The sequence below is a fragment of the Zhihengliuella salsuginis genome, assembly GCF_014651715.1.
GTDB lineage: Bacteria > Actinomycetota > Actinomycetes > Actinomycetales > Micrococcaceae > Zhihengliuella > Zhihengliuella salsuginis.
Genome location: NZ_BMXK01000010.1, coordinates 150,349 through 166,927, shown reverse-complemented (window position 1 = coordinate 166,927; position 16,579 = coordinate 150,349). Strand labels below are relative to the sequence as shown.

The 16,579-nt window shown below is 67.7% G+C and carries 12 protein-coding genes, 2 tRNA genes, 1 rRNA gene and 1 pseudogene; 11 read left to right on the top strand and 5 right to left on the bottom strand.

What is annotated here, in order from left to right:
• The first annotated feature begins 280 nt into the window (after positions 1 to 280).
• The 5 genes and pseudogenes from rrf to IE069_RS15795 all read left to right on the top strand — a co-directional run.
• Positions 281 to 397: ribosomal RNA gene (gene rrf / locus IE069_RS12420) — 5S ribosomal RNA — on the top strand.
• A gap of 134 nt (positions 398 to 531) precedes the next feature.
• The gene (locus IE069_RS12415) at positions 532 to 1,014 is read left to right on the top strand and encodes an SRPBCC domain-containing protein (RefSeq protein WP_189350880.1); all 483 of its coding nucleotides are present in this window, start codon (positions 532 to 534) and stop codon (positions 1,012 to 1,014) included.
• A gap of 4 nt (positions 1,015 to 1,018) precedes the next feature.
• Positions 1,019 to 2,419: an FAD-binding oxidoreductase gene (locus IE069_RS12410; protein ID WP_189350879.1), complete on the top strand. Its 1,401-nt coding sequence runs from the start codon at positions 1,019 to 1,021 to the stop codon at positions 2,417 to 2,419.
• 94 nt (positions 2,420 to 2,513) lie between these two features.
• Positions 2,514 to 2,590 (top strand) — tRNA-Pro (locus IE069_RS12405).
• A 298-nt stretch (positions 2,591 to 2,888) separates the two neighbouring features.
• Positions 2,889 to 3,020, top strand: a pseudogene (locus IE069_RS15795) (hypothetical protein); the annotation flags it as partial.
• A gap of 44 nt (positions 3,021 to 3,064) precedes the next feature.
• Here IE069_RS15795 and IE069_RS12395 read toward each other — a convergent pair.
• Positions 3,065 to 4,081, bottom strand: coding sequence for a LacI family DNA-binding transcriptional regulator (locus IE069_RS12395; RefSeq protein WP_189350878.1), 1,017 nt, complete (start codon positions 4,079 to 4,081; stop codon positions 3,065 to 3,067).
• A 6-nt stretch (positions 4,082 to 4,087) separates the two neighbouring features.
• Entirely contained in the window at positions 4,088 to 5,836 is a 1,749-nt protein-coding gene (locus IE069_RS12390) for a glycoside hydrolase family 13 protein (protein ID WP_189350877.1), read from the bottom strand.
• A gap of 181 nt (positions 5,837 to 6,017) precedes the next feature.
• On the opposite strand from IE069_RS12390, the gene IE069_RS12385 reads away from it, so the two are divergent.
• The 4 genes from IE069_RS12385 to IE069_RS12370 are packed head-to-tail and all read left to right on the top strand — an operon-like array spanning position 6,018 to position 11,791.
• Positions 6,018 to 7,292: a sugar ABC transporter substrate-binding protein gene (locus IE069_RS12385; RefSeq protein WP_189350876.1), complete on the top strand. Its 1,275-nt coding sequence runs from the start codon at positions 6,018 to 6,020 to the stop codon at positions 7,290 to 7,292.
• A 9-nt stretch (positions 7,293 to 7,301) separates the two neighbouring features.
• Positions 7,302 to 8,927 (top strand): ABC transporter permease subunit, encoded by a 1,626-nt coding sequence (locus tag IE069_RS12380; protein ID WP_373287820.1) that lies wholly within the window; start codon positions 7,302 to 7,304, stop codon positions 8,925 to 8,927.
• A gap of 56 nt (positions 8,928 to 8,983) precedes the next feature.
• Positions 8,984 to 9,841, top strand: coding sequence for a sugar ABC transporter permease (locus tag IE069_RS12375; protein WP_229791132.1), 858 nt, complete (start codon positions 8,984 to 8,986; stop codon positions 9,839 to 9,841).
• A gap of 27 nt (positions 9,842 to 9,868) precedes the next feature.
• Positions 9,869 to 11,791 carry a glycoside hydrolase family 13 protein gene (locus IE069_RS12370; protein WP_189350874.1) on the top strand — a complete coding sequence of 641 codons (1,923 nt, stop codon included), beginning with the start codon at positions 9,869 to 9,871 and terminating at the stop codon, positions 11,789 to 11,791.
• Between the two features lie 166 nt (positions 11,792 to 11,957).
• Here IE069_RS12370 and IE069_RS12365 read toward each other — a convergent pair whose 3' ends face one another.
• Genes IE069_RS12365 through IE069_RS12355 form a run of 3 tightly spaced genes read right to left on the bottom strand, consistent with a single transcriptional unit; the run spans position 11,958 to position 15,357 of the window.
• Entirely contained in the window at positions 11,958 to 12,977 is a 1,020-nt protein-coding gene (locus IE069_RS12365) for an ABC transporter ATP-binding protein (protein WP_189350873.1), read from the bottom strand.
• Positions 12,978 to 13,036: 59 nt separating this feature from the next.
• On the bottom strand, positions 13,037 to 13,822 hold the full coding sequence (gene otsB / locus IE069_RS12360; protein WP_229791130.1) for a trehalose-phosphatase: 786 nt from the start codon (positions 13,820 to 13,822) through the stop codon (positions 13,037 to 13,039).
• Positions 13,823 to 13,830: 8 nt separating this feature from the next.
• Positions 13,831 to 15,357: an alpha,alpha-trehalose-phosphate synthase (UDP-forming) gene (locus IE069_RS12355; RefSeq protein WP_189350872.1), complete on the bottom strand. Its 1,527-nt coding sequence runs from the start codon at positions 15,355 to 15,357 to the stop codon at positions 13,831 to 13,833.
• Between the two features lie 109 nt (positions 15,358 to 15,466).
• Between IE069_RS12355 and IE069_RS12350 the strand changes: the two genes are divergently transcribed.
• Both IE069_RS12350 and IE069_RS12345 read left to right on the top strand, forming a co-directional pair.
• On the top strand, positions 15,467 to 16,336 hold the full coding sequence (locus IE069_RS12350) for a DsbA family protein (protein WP_189350871.1): 870 nt from the start codon (positions 15,467 to 15,469) through the stop codon (positions 16,334 to 16,336).
• A gap of 71 nt (positions 16,337 to 16,407) precedes the next feature.
• Positions 16,408 to 16,481: transfer RNA gene (locus tag IE069_RS12345), tRNA-Thr, on the top strand.
• Positions 16,482 to 16,579 lie beyond the last annotated feature (98 nt).

The window sequence follows — 16,579 nt, the reverse complement described above, 5'->3', positions numbered from 1 at the left end:
CTCGTGAAGCTGACCCGTACTAATAGGCCGACAACTTACACCACAAACACCACTGCCCCACGCTTCAACTGTGGGGGTCACTGGTGGCAGGAATGCTACGCGTCCACTATGCGGTACCGAAACAACAACCATTGTTTCAGTGCGATAATTGAATAACCGTCACCACGGTCCCACCCATGATCATTGGGTTCGGGGTGTGGTGGCACCACAGTCACGACAAACGTGACCCATGGATTTCCCACCCCCGGCATGATGTGTCGGGTGGAGCGGGTACGAGGGTTACGGCGGTCATAGCGTGGGGGAAACGCCCGGTCCCATACCGAACCCGGAAGCTAAGACCCACAGCGCCGATGGTACTGCACTCGGGAGGGTGTGGGAGAGTAGGTCACCGCCGGACAACTATTACGGGACAGGCCCCGCAGCAGAGATGCTGCGGGGCCTGACCTGTTTAACACCACAAAGAACAGGCCCCGAACGCACGACGGATTCCGGGTATCTACCGTCGCACGGAGGCAGCGGTAGTGTGGACGGATGCAAGGACTTTTCTCACACGCTCCGACGCCCGACCCGGACCCGACACCCGACGAAGATTCCGGTCCGCTCCGCTTCACCGTCCGCGTCCCGGTCGCCGACGGCAAAGCCTTCGAAGGGTTCACCGAATACATCCACCTCTGGTGGCCCGCCGATGAATACTCGCGTTTCGGGTCCGGAACCCACATGTCGCTCGACCAGGACGGTCTCGCCGAAGAAACCGATTCCGGCGAACACTGCCAGTGGGCCAGCCTCCACGAAGCCACGGCGCCGACCCGCCTCGAGCTCCGGTGCACTTACGACTTCGAAGACCTCCCTCCCAGCCGCGTCGTCGTCACCTTCGTGGACGAAGGAGGCGAGACGGATGTGACGCTGACCCACGACCACCTGTCCGCCGGGGCGGACGGACGCCGGCAGTCGGAGGCGTACTCGTTTTGGGCGGAGATCCTCGGCCGATTCGGGCGCTTCATGGGCGCGGGTTGATCGCATGGTGAATCAGACATCCACAACGGATCCGGACCACGGCCCGGCGCTTCGGGCGCTGATCGATCCGGACGGCGCCGCCGGCAAGGTCGATCTCGATCAGGCGGTGCGCACCGCCTACAGCCGTGATTTCGGGCCCCGGCACGACGAGTTCGTCCCCGACGCCGTGATCTTCGCGGACAACGTCGCGGATGTCCAGGCCGTCCTCTCCTACGCCAACGAGCACTCCGTGCCCGTCATCGCCCGCGGTGCGGGGACAGGGGTCTCCGGGGGAGTGAACGCCAGCGAGGGCTGCATCGTCCTGAGCCTGGAGCGGATGAACGAGATCCTGGAGATCCGTCCCGACGACGAGGTCGCTGTGGTCCAACCCGGGGTCGTCAACGGGGACCTGGGTGACGCCGTGGCGGAGCACGGGTTGATGTACGCCCCTGACCCGGCGAGCTACCGCCAGGCGACAATCGGCGGGAACATCGCCACCAACGCCGGCGGGCTGCGGTGCGCCAAATACGGTGTCACCAGGGATTCCGTCCTGGGGCTCGACGTGGTGCTCGCCGACGGCACCCTCCTGCGCACGGGCAAGGGGACCTTCAAGGGAGTGGCCGGGTACGACCTGACCAGCCTCCTCGTGGGTTCCGAAGGGACACTCGGCGTCGTCGTCTCCGCGACGGTCAGGCTGCGTTATCTCAGTGCCGACTCCAGGTCGATCTCGGCATTGTTCCCCTCCATCGAGGATGCGGCCTCCGGCGTGCTGGCGATCGGGCGTCGGCGCGTTCAGCCGGCCATTATGGAATTCCTCGACGCCGGCACCATGGCCGTCATCGACGAGACCTTCGGAACGGATCTGTCACAGCGAGGCGGCGCTCTGCTGCTGGTGCGGACCGACGGGCACGGAGCTGCCATCGAGGAGGAGATCGTCCGGGGCGCGCTGTCAGAACTCGGCGCCGAGTTGAGTGAACCGGGCGACGATGTGGCTACCCGGCTGATCGAGATGCGCCGCGCCAGCCGCGGTGACATGCAGGACGACGCATACCGTGTGGGCGAGGACGTCGCCGTGCCCCGATCGCGACTGGTCGACTACGTGCACCGGCTCTCGACGATCGCCGCGAAACACGACGTCATGCTCCGAGTCGTGGCGCACGCCGGCGACGGCAACCTGCATCCCACCTTCTGGGTGGCACCCGAGGACGGGGCCGCGGGTCTCGAGCGGCTCGGTCAGGCACTCGATGCGTCTGTGCGTGCCGCGCTGGAGGCCGGCGGTACGATCACCGGCGAACACGGCATCGGCCAGTTCAAGCTGCGCTGGCTGCCCTGGGAGCAGCAGGAGGAGGTGCTCCAGCTCCAACGGCGCATCAAAGACGTCTTCGATCCCCGGGGCATCCTGAATCCCGGCAAGGGCATCGCCTAGAACACGGGCGTCTGGGGCCCGGACCGCGCTGCCGGGCCCCTCGATTAGGCGTTTGATTGGGCAACCGGTAAAGTAGATGAGGTCGCTGAGACACCGGGGTGTAGCGCAGCTTGGTAGCGCGCCTCGTTCGGGACGAGGAGGTCGCAGGTTCAAATCCTGTCACCCCGACCACGGTTGAAAGGGCCGGCTCTTCAGAGCCGGCCCTTTCTGCGTTCAAATCCGGGGGAGTGCAGCAGGGGCGGGATCGAAGGCAGCGGGAAGCGGCACGAGACGGCCCCCGGGGGCGGGGCAACTGAAATACCGGGTCCGGCGCATCGACCTCGGCAATGGCGAGCACTGCGACCTCGACGACACCTCGGGGCCGTACACCGACACGGCGGCCGAGATCGCCTGCGTCGCAGTCCGCGACGGGACCGATCCGGAATCCGCGGTCAAGGCCGGCATCCGGAACTCGGCGGTCTCCTCGTCGATGGGGGGAAGAGGTGAAAATGGTCTGGGCCGCCCGCTGGCGCCGGATGTCCTGGTGGACTTGTCGACTGGTGACAATATCCCTATGACCCGCGAGTGGATCCTGCCCAATGCACCTGTCCCGGTGGAAACCGTGCCGGTCTACCAGGCACTGGGGAAGGCGGTCGGCGGCACCGGTCAGGCGCGCGGGGCCGCCGTCGACGTCCTGGCCACGAACTCGGTCGGGAAGAAGCCCCGCGTCGGATCGCGGTCCAGCTCGCGTTCGCCGAGCAGCTGCAGGACCTTGCGGACGGCGGAAGCGCCTTGGCCGCGGGCGTCCTGGGCGATCGTGGTCAGGCCGAACAGCTCGCCGAGGTCGTGCCCGTCGATCCCGACCACCGATAGATCCCCGGGGACGGACAGCCCCAGATCGCGGGCGGCGAGGATGGCTCCGAAGGCCATCTCGTCCGATGCGCACACGACGGCCGTCGGCTGGCGGCGCGGGGCCGCCATCACGTTGCGCACCTTCCGGTAGCCGCCCTGGATCGTGAAGTCGGCGGTCAGGAGCCACTCCGGCCGCACCGGCAGGTTCGCCTGGTCGAGGGCGTACTCGTAACCGTCCTGGCGGGCGGAGGCGAGCTTGAAGTCGACCTCGAACTCCTCGGTGCCGCCCAGATAGGCGATCTCGCGGTGGCCGAGTCCGACCAGGTGCTCGGTCGCCATCGAGGCGAGGTTGAAGTCGTCGACCCGGATCGTGTCGATGTCGGGGATCAGTCCGCCGATCGCGACCACGGGTTTGCCCACGGACGCCAGCTGCTGGACCTCGTGGGGCTGCAGTTTGAGCGTCAGGGTGATGACACCGTCGAGCCGCTTGCGCAGCAAAAGGTCCCCGAAAACCGACTCGCGGTGCTGGTCCTGGCCTCCGGTGTTGTACAGCGTGAGGTCGTAGCCCGCCTCGATGAGCTCGTTCGTGATGCCCTCGAGCACCGTGGAGAAGAACCAGCGGCCCACGGTGGGGACCACGACGCCGATGTTCCGGCTGCGTCCGGAGGCGAGGGAGGACGCGTTGAACGAGACGACGTAGCCGAGCTCCTCCGCCGCGCGCTGCACCTTGGCGCGCGTCGATGCGGAGACCTTCCCGTTCCCGCTGAGGGCACGCGAGACCGTGGCCACGGAGACCCCCGCGCCGAGTGCGACATCCTTGATTCCCGCCATGGCGTTCTAGTGTTCCACGTCGAGCCATACGGCCGCGTCCGGCGCGAGCCGTCCGTCGGCGTCCACAGCCCCCGGAACGCTTTCCAGCAGGAGGCTGCCCGCCGGCAGCGCCGTCGGGGCGTCGCCCGAGTTGAGTACGACGACGGTCCGCCCGTTGCGGTAGGCCGTCACGTCGTCTGCCGATCCGGCGTCCGCCGCCAGCCAGGCGAGACCGCCCAGGCCGAGACCGCGTTCCGCGCGGACGGCGAGCCCGTTGCGGTAGAGCTCGAGCGTCGAGGCCGGATCGCCCGCCTGCACGTCGCGTGCGTAGCGGTCCCAGTTGCCGGGCTGCGGCAGCCACGCGCTGGACGTGGGCGTCCCGGCGTCGTCGTGTCCGGGGCCGCCGGGGCGGGTGCTGAATCCGAGCCCGGGGGCGCCGGCGACCCAGGGGAGCGGGACGCGGCAGCCGTCGCGCCCGACGCGCTCGCCGCCGGTCCGGAAGAAAGTGGGGTCCTGGCGGAACTCGTCGGGCAGGTCGAGGAAGTCGGGCAGGCCGAGCTCCTCGCCCTGGTAGAGGTACACGCCACCGGGCAGCGCGAGCGTGAAGAGGGACGCGGCGCGCGCACGGCGCAGCCCGAGGTCCTCGTCGGCGACGAGATCGGAGAGCTTCCCGCCCTCGTTGACGCGCCCGGTCATGCCGAGGCCGAACCGGGTCGAGTGGCGGGTGATGTCGTGGTTGGACAGGACCCAGGTGGTCGGGGCGCCCACGGCGTCGAAGGCCGCGAGCGAACGCTCGACGACGCTTCGGAACGACTCCGCACCCCAGGCCGCGCCGAGGTAGTCGAAGTTGAACGTCTGGTGCATCTCGTCCGGGCGCACCCAGTCGGCCATGGTCTCCACGGGGTGGGCGTTGGCCTCGCCGCAGAGGATGCGCTCGCCGTCGTACTCTTCGACCAGTTCGCGCCAGCTGCGGAAGACGTCGTGCACGGCGGCGCGGCCGAACATCGGCGCGTCGGAGAACGGGAAGCCCTCGATCGACCGGCCGTCGGGGCGTCCGCCCCAGTCGGGCAGGCCGGGCTCCTTGATGAGCGCGTGGGCGACGTCGACGCGGAAGCCGCCGGCCCCGCGGTCGAGCCAGAAGCGCAGGATGCGCTCGAACTCGGCGCGCACGGCGTCGCTGTCCCAGTTGAAGTCCGGCTGCGAGGAGTCGAAGAGGTGCAGGTACCACTGGCCGGGGGCGCCCTCGTCGTCCGTCGTGCGCGTCCAGGCGGGCCCGCCGAAATGGGACTGCCAGTTGTTGGGCGGCTCGGCGCCGTCCTCGCCGCGCCCGTCGCGGAAATGGAAGAGCTCGCGCTCGGGCGATCCCGGGGCGGCCGCGAGCGCGGCCTGGAAGAGGGGGTGCGCGTCGGAGCAGTGGTTGGGGACCAGGTCGACGATGATCTTCAGCCCGAGCCGGTCGCCTTCTGCGATGAGTGCGTCGAAGTCATCGAGCGTGCCGAACATCGGGTCCACATCGCAGTAATCGGAGACGTCGTAGCCGGCGTCCTTCTGCGGAGACCGGAAGAACGGGGAGAGCCAGACGGCGTCCACGCCGAGATCGGCGATGTGGTGAAGTTCCGCGGTGATGCCCGGCAGGTCACCCATGCCGTCGCCCGTGGAGTCCCGGAAGGAGCGAGGGTAGACCTGATAGATCACCGAACGGCGCCACCATTCGTCACCCGTGGAGGGGGCATGAACGAGGCGCTCGGCGGAGAGGGAGGCTGCTGGCTGCGACATGCGCACCATCGTACCCACCGAATCCCCATTGTGGAAGCGATTACATGTTTAGGGCTCACTATTTTCAGCGAACTTCGCAAGGTAGACGGAAGTCATGAAACCGTTTACACTCGTGTCACACATCACTCAGCAGTGCGAAACGTTCGTCCGCACCTGGGGAAGTCAACGAGAAAGGTTCACCATGAAGGTGCAGAATCTCCCCGGCACGACCCGCCGGGCATTCACCCTCACCGCCTTGGGCGCATCGGCGGCCATCGCCTTGGCCGCGTGCGGCGGCGGCTCGACCGAGTCGGCCGAGTCGGAGGCGCCCGCTGGCGGCGAGACCTCGGCCACGCTGACGATGTGGACCGACGCGGAGCGCGCGCCGGCCCTGAAGGACATCGCGGCACAGTTCAAGGAAGATCAGGGGATCGAGGTCGACCTCGTGATCAAGGACTTCGCCGCCGTGCGTGACGACTTCATCACGCAGGCGCCGACGGGCAAGGGCCCGGATGTGCTCGTGGCACCGCATGACTGGCTGGGCACCCTGGTTCAGAACGGCGTCATCGCCCCCGTGCAGCTCGGCGACAAGGCCGATGACTTCACCGAGGCCTCCGTGCAGGCCATGACCTACGAGGGCCAGGTGTACGGCGTGCCGTATGCCGTCGAGAACATCGCCCTGATCCGCAACACCGAGCTGGTGGGCGAGGCCCACGAGACGTTTGACGACGTCGTTGCAGCCGGTGAGGCCAGCGGCGCTGAGTTCCCGTTCCTAGTGGGCCTCGACCCCAAGCAGGCTGACCCGTACCACACGTACCCACTGCAGACCTCGTTTGGTGCGCCGGTCTTCGAGCAGGCCGAGGACGGTTCCTATGACGTCTCCCAGCTCGCCATGAATAACGACGGCGGCAAGGAGTTCGCGCAATTCCTCGCCGATAACGGCGACCAGGGCACCAAGGTGTTCAACTCGAACGTCACCGGTGACATCGCCAAGGAGAAGTTCCTCGCCGGCGAGGGCGCCTACTTCCTGACCGGCCCGTGGAACGTGCCGGCCATCGAGGAGGCCGGAATCGACTTCGCGATCGACCCGCTGCCGACCGCCGGCGGCGAAGCCGCGCAGCCGTTCATCGGCGTCAACGGCTTCCTGGTCTCCTCCTACTCGGAGAACGAACTGGCCGCGAACGAGTTCGTGGTGAACTACCTCAGCACCGAGGCCGCGCAGGATGCCCTGTTCGATCAGGGCGGCCGCCCGCCGGCGCTCATCTCCTCCTTCGAGAAGGCTGCCTCCGACCCGGTGATTGAGGCCTTCGGCGAGATCGGCACGAGCGGCGTGCCGATGCCGGCCGCCCCCGAGATGCAGGCCGTGTGGGCTGACTGGGGCGCCACCGAGCTCAACCTCATCAAGGGTAACGAGTCGGACCCGGCAGCTGCCTGGGAAGAAATGTCCAAGAACATCGAAGCAAAGTTCAACGGCTAGGTATAACGCGTGAACGGTGAATCAACCTCCACCCGGGGCGCCGTAGCGCCCGCGGCCGGTCCGAAGGGGACCGGCCGCGGGGGCCGCCGCCTGCCCACGAACCCCGACGGCATGATCGGGATCGTGGCCAAAATCCTCCTGCTGGGATTCGTCGACGCCATCGCGGCGTTCGCCCTGTTCCAGCTGGCGATCAACGGCGAGTGGCTGGTCTTTGCGGTCAGCCTGATCGTGACGATCGGCATCAACTGGATCTATCTGCGCCGCGGCGGCCTGCCCGCCAAGTATCTGGCGCCGGGGATCCTGTTCCTGCTGCTGTTCCAGGTGTTCGCGATGGTCTTTTCGACCTACATCGCGTTCACCAACTACGGCGATGGGCACAACTCGTCCAAAGAAGATGCCATCGACTCGATTCAGTTGTCCGCCTTGGAACGGGTCCCCGATTCACCGCAATACGCTGCCACCGTCCTTGACGACGGCGGCGAGCTCGCTCTGCTGGTGACCGATCCTGACGGCAACGTCAGCGTCGGCACCGCAGAGGAACCGCTCGAACCGGTGGAGTCGGCCCAGCTCGACTCCACCGGCAAGGCGGTCGGGCTCGACGGATACACGACCCTGGCCTTTGGCGACATCCTCGCCCGGCAGGGCGAGGTGGCCGACCTCGTGGTGCCGATCAGCGACAACCTCGACGACGGCACCCTCCAGACGCAGGACGGGTCCACCGCCTACGTCTTCAAGCCGCGGCTCGTCTACGACGAAGCCGCCGACACCTTTACCGATGTCAGCTCCGGGAAGGTCTACACCGACTCCGGGGAGGGCACCTTCCAAGCAGAGGACGGCAGCACGCTCGGCGTCGGCTGGAAGATCAACGTCGGCTTCGACAACTTCGTCCGCGCCTTCACCGACCAGAACCTCCGGGGACCGCTGCTCTCGGTCATCCTCTGGACGTTCGCCTTCGCCGGCATCTCCGTCGCCGCAACCTTCGCGCTCGGAATCTTCCTCGCCATCGCGTTCAACCGGGCGGACCTGAAGGGCAAACGGATCTACCGCATCCTCATGATCCTGCCGTACGCGTTCCCGGCGTTCCTGTCCGGCCTCGTCTGGTCCGGACTCATGAACGCCGAGTTCGGCTTCATCAACAACGCGATCCTCGGCGGAGCCTACATCCCGTGGCTGACGGACCCGGTGCTGTCGAAGATCTCCGTGCTGATCGTGAACATCTGGCTCGGCTACCCGTACATGTTCCTCGTCTGCACGGGCGCGCTGCAGTCGCTCCCGGAGGACGTGGAGGAAGCCGCCCGCATCGACGGCGCAGGCGCGTGGACCATCTTCCGGGTCATCAAGCTGCCGCTGCTGCTCGTCTCACTGGCCCCGCTGCTGATTTCCTCCTTCGCGTTCAACTTCAACAACTTCAACGTGATCTACATGCTCACCGGCGGTGGGCCGCGCTTCGACGACACGAATCTCGACATCGGTGCTACGGACATCCTCATCACGATGGTCTACAAGGTCGCCTTCGGCGGCGCCGGGCGCGACTACGGCTTGGCCAGCGCGCTGGCGATCATCATCTTCATCGTGGTCGGCGTCATCTCGGCCATCAGCTTCCGCAAGACCAAGGCTCTGGAGGAGATCAACTAATGAGCACCTCACAGACATCCACCCGCACGCCGGTGGAACACATCCCGCAGGTCAAGATGTCCTTCGGCCGCTGGTTCAAGGAGAAGGGCTGGCGCCACGTCGTCGCGATCGCCGCCACTCTCTTCTCGATCTTCCCGCTGGTCTACGTGCTCTCCGCGGCACTGAACCCCACCGGTACCATGGCGGGCACCACCAGCCTCTTCACCAACGTCGGCCTGCAGAACTTCGTGGACCTCTTCTCGGATCCCGATCGCCCGTTCGGCAAGTGGCTCATCAACACGCTCGTCATCGGGCTGACCGCCAGCGCCGGCACCGTCTTCCTGGGCGCATGCGCCGCGTATGCCTTCTCCCGCATGCGTTTCGCGGGCCGTCGCTTCAGCCTGTTGGCCCTCCTGCTGCTGCAGATGTTCCCGCAGCTGCTCGCCGTCGTCGCCCTGTTCCTGCTGCTGAACTACCTCGGTGACATCATCCCGGCCATCGGCCTGGGCACGTCACTCGGCCTCATCATGGTCTACCTCGGCGGCGCGCTCGGCGTGAACACCTACCTGATGTACGGGTTCTTCAACACGGTCCCGCAGTCCCTCGACGAGTCCGCCCGTATCGACGGCGCCTCCCACATGCAGGTCTTCTTCCGGATCATCCTGCCCCTGGTGACGCCGATCCTGGCAGTCGTCGGCCTGCTCGCGTTCATCGGTATCTCGAGCGACTTCGTCATCGCCTCTGTGGTGTTGACGGACCCGGATACGCAGACCCTCGCCGTGGGTCTGTATTCCTACGTGGCCCAGCAGCGCAGCGAGAACTGGGGGGTCTTCGCCGCCGGCGCCGTGCTCGCGGCCGTCCCGGTCATGGCCCTGTTCTTGTACCTGCAGCGTTACATCACCTCCGGCCTGACCTCTGGCAGTGTGAAGGGGTAACGCCCACCCAACTGCGAGGGGAATCGCATGAGTATCACGTCCCTGCAGAGCATTGCCCGCTGGCCGCATCACGATGGGTCCGCGCTCTGCGTCTCTAACGCGTTCCCCGAGCTGGGGGAGAAGGTCACCGTTCGGCTGCGCGTGCCGCGCAGCCTCGGCGAGGTTGACGGCGTCTGGTTGCGCAGCGTGCGCGACGGTGAACCCCACTACGACGCCGCCGCACCCGTGGGCGGCAGCGACGTCGTACCGTGGGATTGGTATAGCGCCGAGCTGAGCGTCATCAACCCCGTGCAGCGTTACCGCTGGGCGATTCGCCTCGGCGGGCGGACGCACTGGCTCAACGCGGCCGGCTTCTTCAACCGGGACGTGCGCGATGACCACGACTTCCGGGTCGTCGCGCTGGACCGCACGGTGGCGGACCCGACGCCCGATTGGGTACACCAGTCCGCCATGTACCAAGTGTTTCCGGACCGGTTTGCCCGCTCGGAGCAGGCGGACCTGCACCCGACGCCGGAGTGGGCGATCGCCTGCGACTGGGATACTAGCGAGGTGTTCGGGCGCAGCCCGGAGACCCCGTACCAGTTCTTCGGCGGCGACCTGCCCGGGATCACGGAGAAGCTGGACCATATTCAAGGGCTCGGCGCTACGGTGCTGTACCTGACGCCGATGTTCCCCGCGCGTTCCAACCACCGCTACGACGCCTCCGACTTTTCTGGGGTCGACCCGCTGCTCGGCGGGGACTCGGCGCTCGTCGAGCTGGTGGAGGCGGCGCACGCGCGGGGTCTGCGCGTGATCGGCGACCTCACCACCAACCACTCCGGAGACGCGCACGAGTGGTTCCGTGCGGCCCGCGCCAGCGCTGCTGCGCCCGAGGCCGAATACTACTACTTCGATGAGGACCACAAAAACTACGTGGCGTGGCTCGGCGTCGATTCTTTGCCCAAGTTCAATTGGAACTCGCAGAAGCTCCGGGAGCGGTTCGTCCTCGACGACGACTCGATGGTGGCGCGCTGGCTCAAGCCGCCGTTCAACTTTGATGGCTGGCGGATCGACGTCGGCAACATGACCGGCCGCCAGGGCCGCGACGATCTCAACCACGAGGTCGCCGCCCTGATCCGCCGCCGCCTCCACGAGGTCAAGCCGGACGCGATGCTGCTGGCCGAGTCGACGTGCGACGCCGCCGCAGACTTTCAGGGCGACACGTGGCAGGGCGCCATGACCTACACCAACTTCACGCGCCCGCTGTGGCACTGGCTCGCCGGTGACCACGAGCCGGCGGGGGAGCCCTGGTTCTTCGGCGTGCCGCCGGAGCGCGCCGAGCGGATCGACGGCGAGGACTTCCTAGCCACGCACCTGGATTTTGTGTCCGGGTTCCCGTGGACGGTGCGCCGGTGCAACATGAACGCGCTCGATACGCACGACACCGCCCGGGCCGCGCACGTGATGCGGCCGGGCGGGCAGGCGGTCGGCGTCGCCCTGCAGTACACGATGCCCGGCATCCCCATGGTGTTTATGGGGGACGAATTCGGGCTGACCGGGTGGAACGGCGAGGCCTCGCGCACGCCGATGCCCTGGAATGACCGGTCCCGCATCGGCGAAGACCTGCGCGGGCTGTACGGCGAGTTGGGGCGCGTGCGCTCGCAGAGCCCGGCCCTGCTCGACGGCGGCATCCGGTGGGTGCACGCCGGGTCTGACGTGCTGATCTTCGTCCGCGAGCACGCCGACGAGTCGGCGCTCGTGGTCGCGGCCCGGGACGATTTTGAGGTCACCCTCGACGCCGCCGTCGTCTCCCCGGCGAGCCCCGACGAGTGGCGGTTGGCCGCCACGGTGCAGGACAGGGCGGGGCAGGGCGGCGTCGTGGTGGAGCACGACGACGGCGCCGTCACCTTGCGCGGGCGGGGCGGGCCGGACGCAGCCGTGTGGCTGCTGCCGGGCGTCGAGCATCCGTAGGGCAAGGGGCCCGCGAACGCGCCCCGGCCCGCGCACATCACAAGCGGGGGCACACAACAAGAGGGGTTACCATCCAGTGGACGGTAACCCCTCTTGCGCTGTCTGCTCTGCCGCGTGCCTGACGCTATCTGGTGCGGCCCGAGCAGGCGTTTCTACGGGTCAGCGCTTAGTCGATGCGCTTGCCGGTGGCGTTGTCGAAGCGGTGGATGCGCTCCTCGATGGCGTGGACGTGGATGGTGTCGCCCGGGCGGACCGGAGTGCGGCCCTCGAGGCGGACGACGAACTCCTTGTCCTCGCCGTTGATCTTGGTGCGGCCGTAGGCGAACGCGTCGGCGCCGAGCTCCTCGAGCACGTCGACCTCGACGGCCCAGGCGTGCTTGCTGGTGGCGACCTCGGCTTCGGAGGCCTGCACGAGGTTCTCCGGGCGGACGCCGATGGTCTGCGTACCCTCGTCGATCAGGTTCATGGCCGGGGAGCCGATGAAGCCGGCGACGAAGACGTTCTCCGGGCGGTCGTACAGGTTGTTCGGGGTGTCGACCTGCTGCAGGAGGCCGTCCTTGAGGACCGCGACGCGGTCGCCCATGGTCATGGCCTCGACCTGGTCGTGGGTGACGTAGACGGTGGTGACGCCCAGGCGGCGGGTCAGCGAGGCGATCTGCGTACGTGTCTGGACGCGCAGCTTGGCATCCAGGTTCGACAGCGGCTCATCCATGAGGAAGACCTGGGGGGAGCGGACGATCGCGCGGCCCATGGCGACACGCTGGCGCTGACCGCCGGAGAGGGCCTTCGGCTTGCGGTCCAGGTAGGCAGTGAGGTCGAGGAGCTTCGCGGCCTCCTCGATGCGCTCGCGGCGCTCGACCTTGTCGACTCCGGCGATCTTCAGCGCGAAGCCCATGTTGTCCGCGACGGACATGTGCGGGTACAGCGCGTAGTTCTGGAAGACCATGGCGATGTCACGGTCCTTCGGGGCGACGTCGGTGACGTCGCGGTCTCCGATGAGAATGCGGCCGGCGTTCACGTCCTCGAGGCCTGCGAGCATGCGCAGCGTGGTGGACTTGCCGCAGCCGGACGGGCCGACCAGAACCAGGAATTCGCCGTCCTGGACCTCGAGGTTCAGCGAGTCGACCGCGGGGGTCGTGCTGCCCGGGTACAGACGGGTGGTGCTGTCAAAATTTACAGATGCCATGATTTTGTTGTGTTCCCTTCACGGGCAGGTACGTGCCCGACGATCCGTTGTGATAGGTGTCACAACCTTCTCACAGAAGTGAGCAGATTCAAAAACTCCGTCACATCCGCCAACGTGCCGACGCGGAATTCGGCGCCCGTCTCCCCGCCGCCGACCTTCAATCCCAGATCGTCGGGCCCGAGGGTGGAGAACGCGTGCTCATCAGTCACGTCGTCGCCGGCGAAGACCACGGTTCCGGCCCCGCTGACGCGCCGCAGCCAGTCGAGCCCGACGCCCTTGTCCACCCGGACGACGGCGGCCTCGAGCACGGCCTTCCCCTCCGTCACGTGGATCCCGGGCGTGCCGTCCAGCGCGGCGCGGGCCCCGGACAGTGCGGCCTCGCCGTCGGCGGTCGAACACTGCCGCACATGCAGGACGACGCCGGACGGCTTGTGCTCCAGCCGTGCGCCGGCGAACGCCGCGGTGATGTCCCGCAGTGCCGCGGTCGCCGCCGCCAGCAGGGTCTCCTGCCCGTCCGTCAGGGTGAGCGGCTCATCCCCGGTCTCCGGGCTGTACCGCTCGGCTCCGTGGCTGCCGACCAGCAGCACGTGCTCCGGCGGCCTGGCGACCAGGCGCAGGCTCTCCAGATGGCGCCCGGAGAGCAGCGCCGTCGTCGTACGCGGTTCGGCACCGGCGGCGCCGGGTTCGGCGAGGCGGGCCAGCGCCTCCGCCGAGCCCGGCAGCGCGCGGGCGTCCTCCGGGCGGTCCACGAACGGGGCCAGCGTCCCGTCGAAGTCCAGGGCCACGAGCAGGTGGGGGACCGCGGCGAGGTTCTCGACGGCGGCGCGGAGTTCGTCGGGCAGCATCGCGGCTCCTATTCGGCGTCCTTGGGGCGGGTCCGGTCCGCCTCCGCGTGGCCGGCACGCTCCTCGTCGGCGCGGTTGCGGGCATCCAGGGACAGCTCGGCATCCGTCTTGGCCAGCGACTCGAGGAACTTGCGCGACCAGCGCGCCACATCGTTGGTGGAAATCTGGCGGCGCATGATCCGCATGCGCCGGGTCGCCTCGGGCTCCGGCAGGTGGATCGCCTCGACGATCTTGTCCTTGAGCTCGTCGATGTCGTGCGGGTTGACCAGGAAGGCGTGCTTGAGCTGGTCGGCGGCACCGGCGAACTCGGAGAGGATGAGTGCGCCCTTGTTGTCGACGTGGGCGGCGATGTACTCCTTCGCCACCAGGTTCATGCCGTCGCGCAGGGCCGTCACCAGCATGACGTCGGCGGCCAGGTAGAGGGCCACCATCTCCTCGAAGGGATAGGAGTGGTGCAGGTAGCGGATCGCCGTGTGGGCGACCGTGTCGTGCTCGCCGTTGATCCGGCCGACCGTCAGCTCGATCTCGTCGCGGAGCCGCATGTACTCGCCGACGCGCTCGCGGCTGGGGCTCGCGACCTGGACGAGCGCCGCGCCGCCGACCTCGAGACGGCCGTCGTCGATGAGTTCGCCGAAGGCCTTCAGGCGGTGGCGGATGCCCTTGGTGTAGTCGAGCCGGTCCACGCCGAGCAGGACGACGTCCGGGTTGCCGAGGCCGCGCCGGATCTCCTTGGCGCGGGCCTGGATCTCCGGGTCCTTGGCCATGCGGGAGATCTGCGCGGTGTCGATCGAGATCGGGTGCGACTCGGCGCGCGCGATGCGCTGCGGGTAGCCGTTGCCGTCCTGGACGTGGATCTGCTGGCCGCGGACCGTGAACCCGAGGACGCGGCGGACCGCACGCAGGAAGTTGGACGCGTCCGACGGGCGCTGGAAGCCGATCAGGTCGGCGCCGAGGAGGCCCTCGAGCACGCGCTTGCGCCAGGGGAGCTGAGCGAACAGGTCGACGGACGGGAACGGGATGTGGTTGAAGAAGCCGATCTTCAGGTCGGGGCGGGCGTCGCGGAGCAGCTTGGGGACCAGCTGCAGCTGGTAGTCCTGCACCCAGACGGTGGCGCCCTCGGCGGCGGTCGCGGCCGTCGCCTCGGCGAACCGCCGGTTCACGGTTTTGTAGCTGTCCCACCAGTTCCGATGGAACTCCGGGGCCACGATCACGTCGTGGTAGAGGGGCCACAGGGTCGAGTTGGAGAACCCCTCGTAGTAGAGGTTCACCTCGTCTGCGGACAGCGGGACGGGGACGATCGAGATGCCGTTGTTGTCGAAAGGGGCGACTTCCTCGTCCGGAGCGCCGTGCCAGCCGACCCATGCGCCGTCGGCGTTCTCCATGACGGGGGCGAGTGCGGTGACGAGCCCGCCCGGAGCTCGTTTCCACGACGACTCGCCGGATTCGCCGGTCACGCGGTCGACCGGGAGCCGGTTCGCGACCACCACGAATTCGTACGTTGCGTTGCCGGTCGTTCCGTCGGCAGTGGGGGACATGTGTCTCTCCTTCGGTGTGTGGATCAAGCACTGTCTCTTTGAGCCTATAGTGTCCTCTAAAATAGCGATGACATCTTTCGTCGTCGTCGACAGAAAAGGACACTGCCGCATGGCTGCTTCCTCGAACCGTCCCACCAAGGCCGAACGGACTTCCTCAGCGCGCGAGGCCGCCCGCAAACTCCACGAAGAGCAGGCGGCCGCTGCGAAGCGGAAGTCGCTGTTCGTGAAGCTGGGCGTCATCGGCGCGATGGTGCTCGTCATCGCGCTCGTCGTCATGATCGTCGTGCAGCAGCGCACCGCGGAGGTCCCGGAATCCGGGGCGATCCCTGAAGGCGGCAACGAGCACGGCGGCATCGTCCTCGTCTCCGACGGCGACGGCGGCGTGACCGTCGACCCGGAACTCACCGGAGACCGCACCATCACCGTGAACGACGCCGGCGAAGCGGCCGAGCCGGGCACGCCGCCGGCCCCGCGCGGCCTGGACGACTCGGGCGACCCGGCCGAGCTCGTCGTCTACGTGGACGTGAACTGCGTGCACTGCTCCAGTTTCGAGCAGCAGTACTCGGACCAGCTCAAGGAGTGGGTCGCCAGCGGTGACGTGGTCCTCGAATACCGCAACATCGCCTTCCTCGACGGGAACTCGTCCACGAACTTCTCCTCGCGTGGGGCCAATGCGCTGGCCTGCGTGGCCAACGAGGCCCCCGAAGCGTACATGGACTACGCGGCAGCGGTCTTCGGCCACTACAGCGAGGGCGAGATGACGAACGCGGAGCTGGCCGCGATGGCCGCGGACAATGGGGCCGAAGGCCTCGAGGGCTGCATCGATTCCATGAAGTACCGCCCCTTCGCGGCCTTCGCCACGGCGGCGGCCAGCGCCGATGCCGTCCCCGGCACGCCGAGCACGTGGCTCAACGGCGAGGAGTGGGACCAGGCCGCCAACCCGGACCTCGTGGCCTGGGTCGAAGAGGCCATCGGCTGATCCGTCCCGTGGATTCTAGGTTGCCGGGGTTTCTCGGCTAATCTGGATTCGTTGCCCGCGAGGGCAGCGAGGCCCCCTTAGCTCAGCTGGCCAGAGCATCTGTCTTGTAAACAGAGGGTCGCCGGTTCGAATCCGGCAGGGGGCTCTCCGAGCACAAGCCCCGGTGGGGACTGCATGCAGTCCCCACCGGGGCTTCGTCGTGTCCGGCCGACCCGGCTTCGCGGCGCCGCGAAGCGCGCGCCG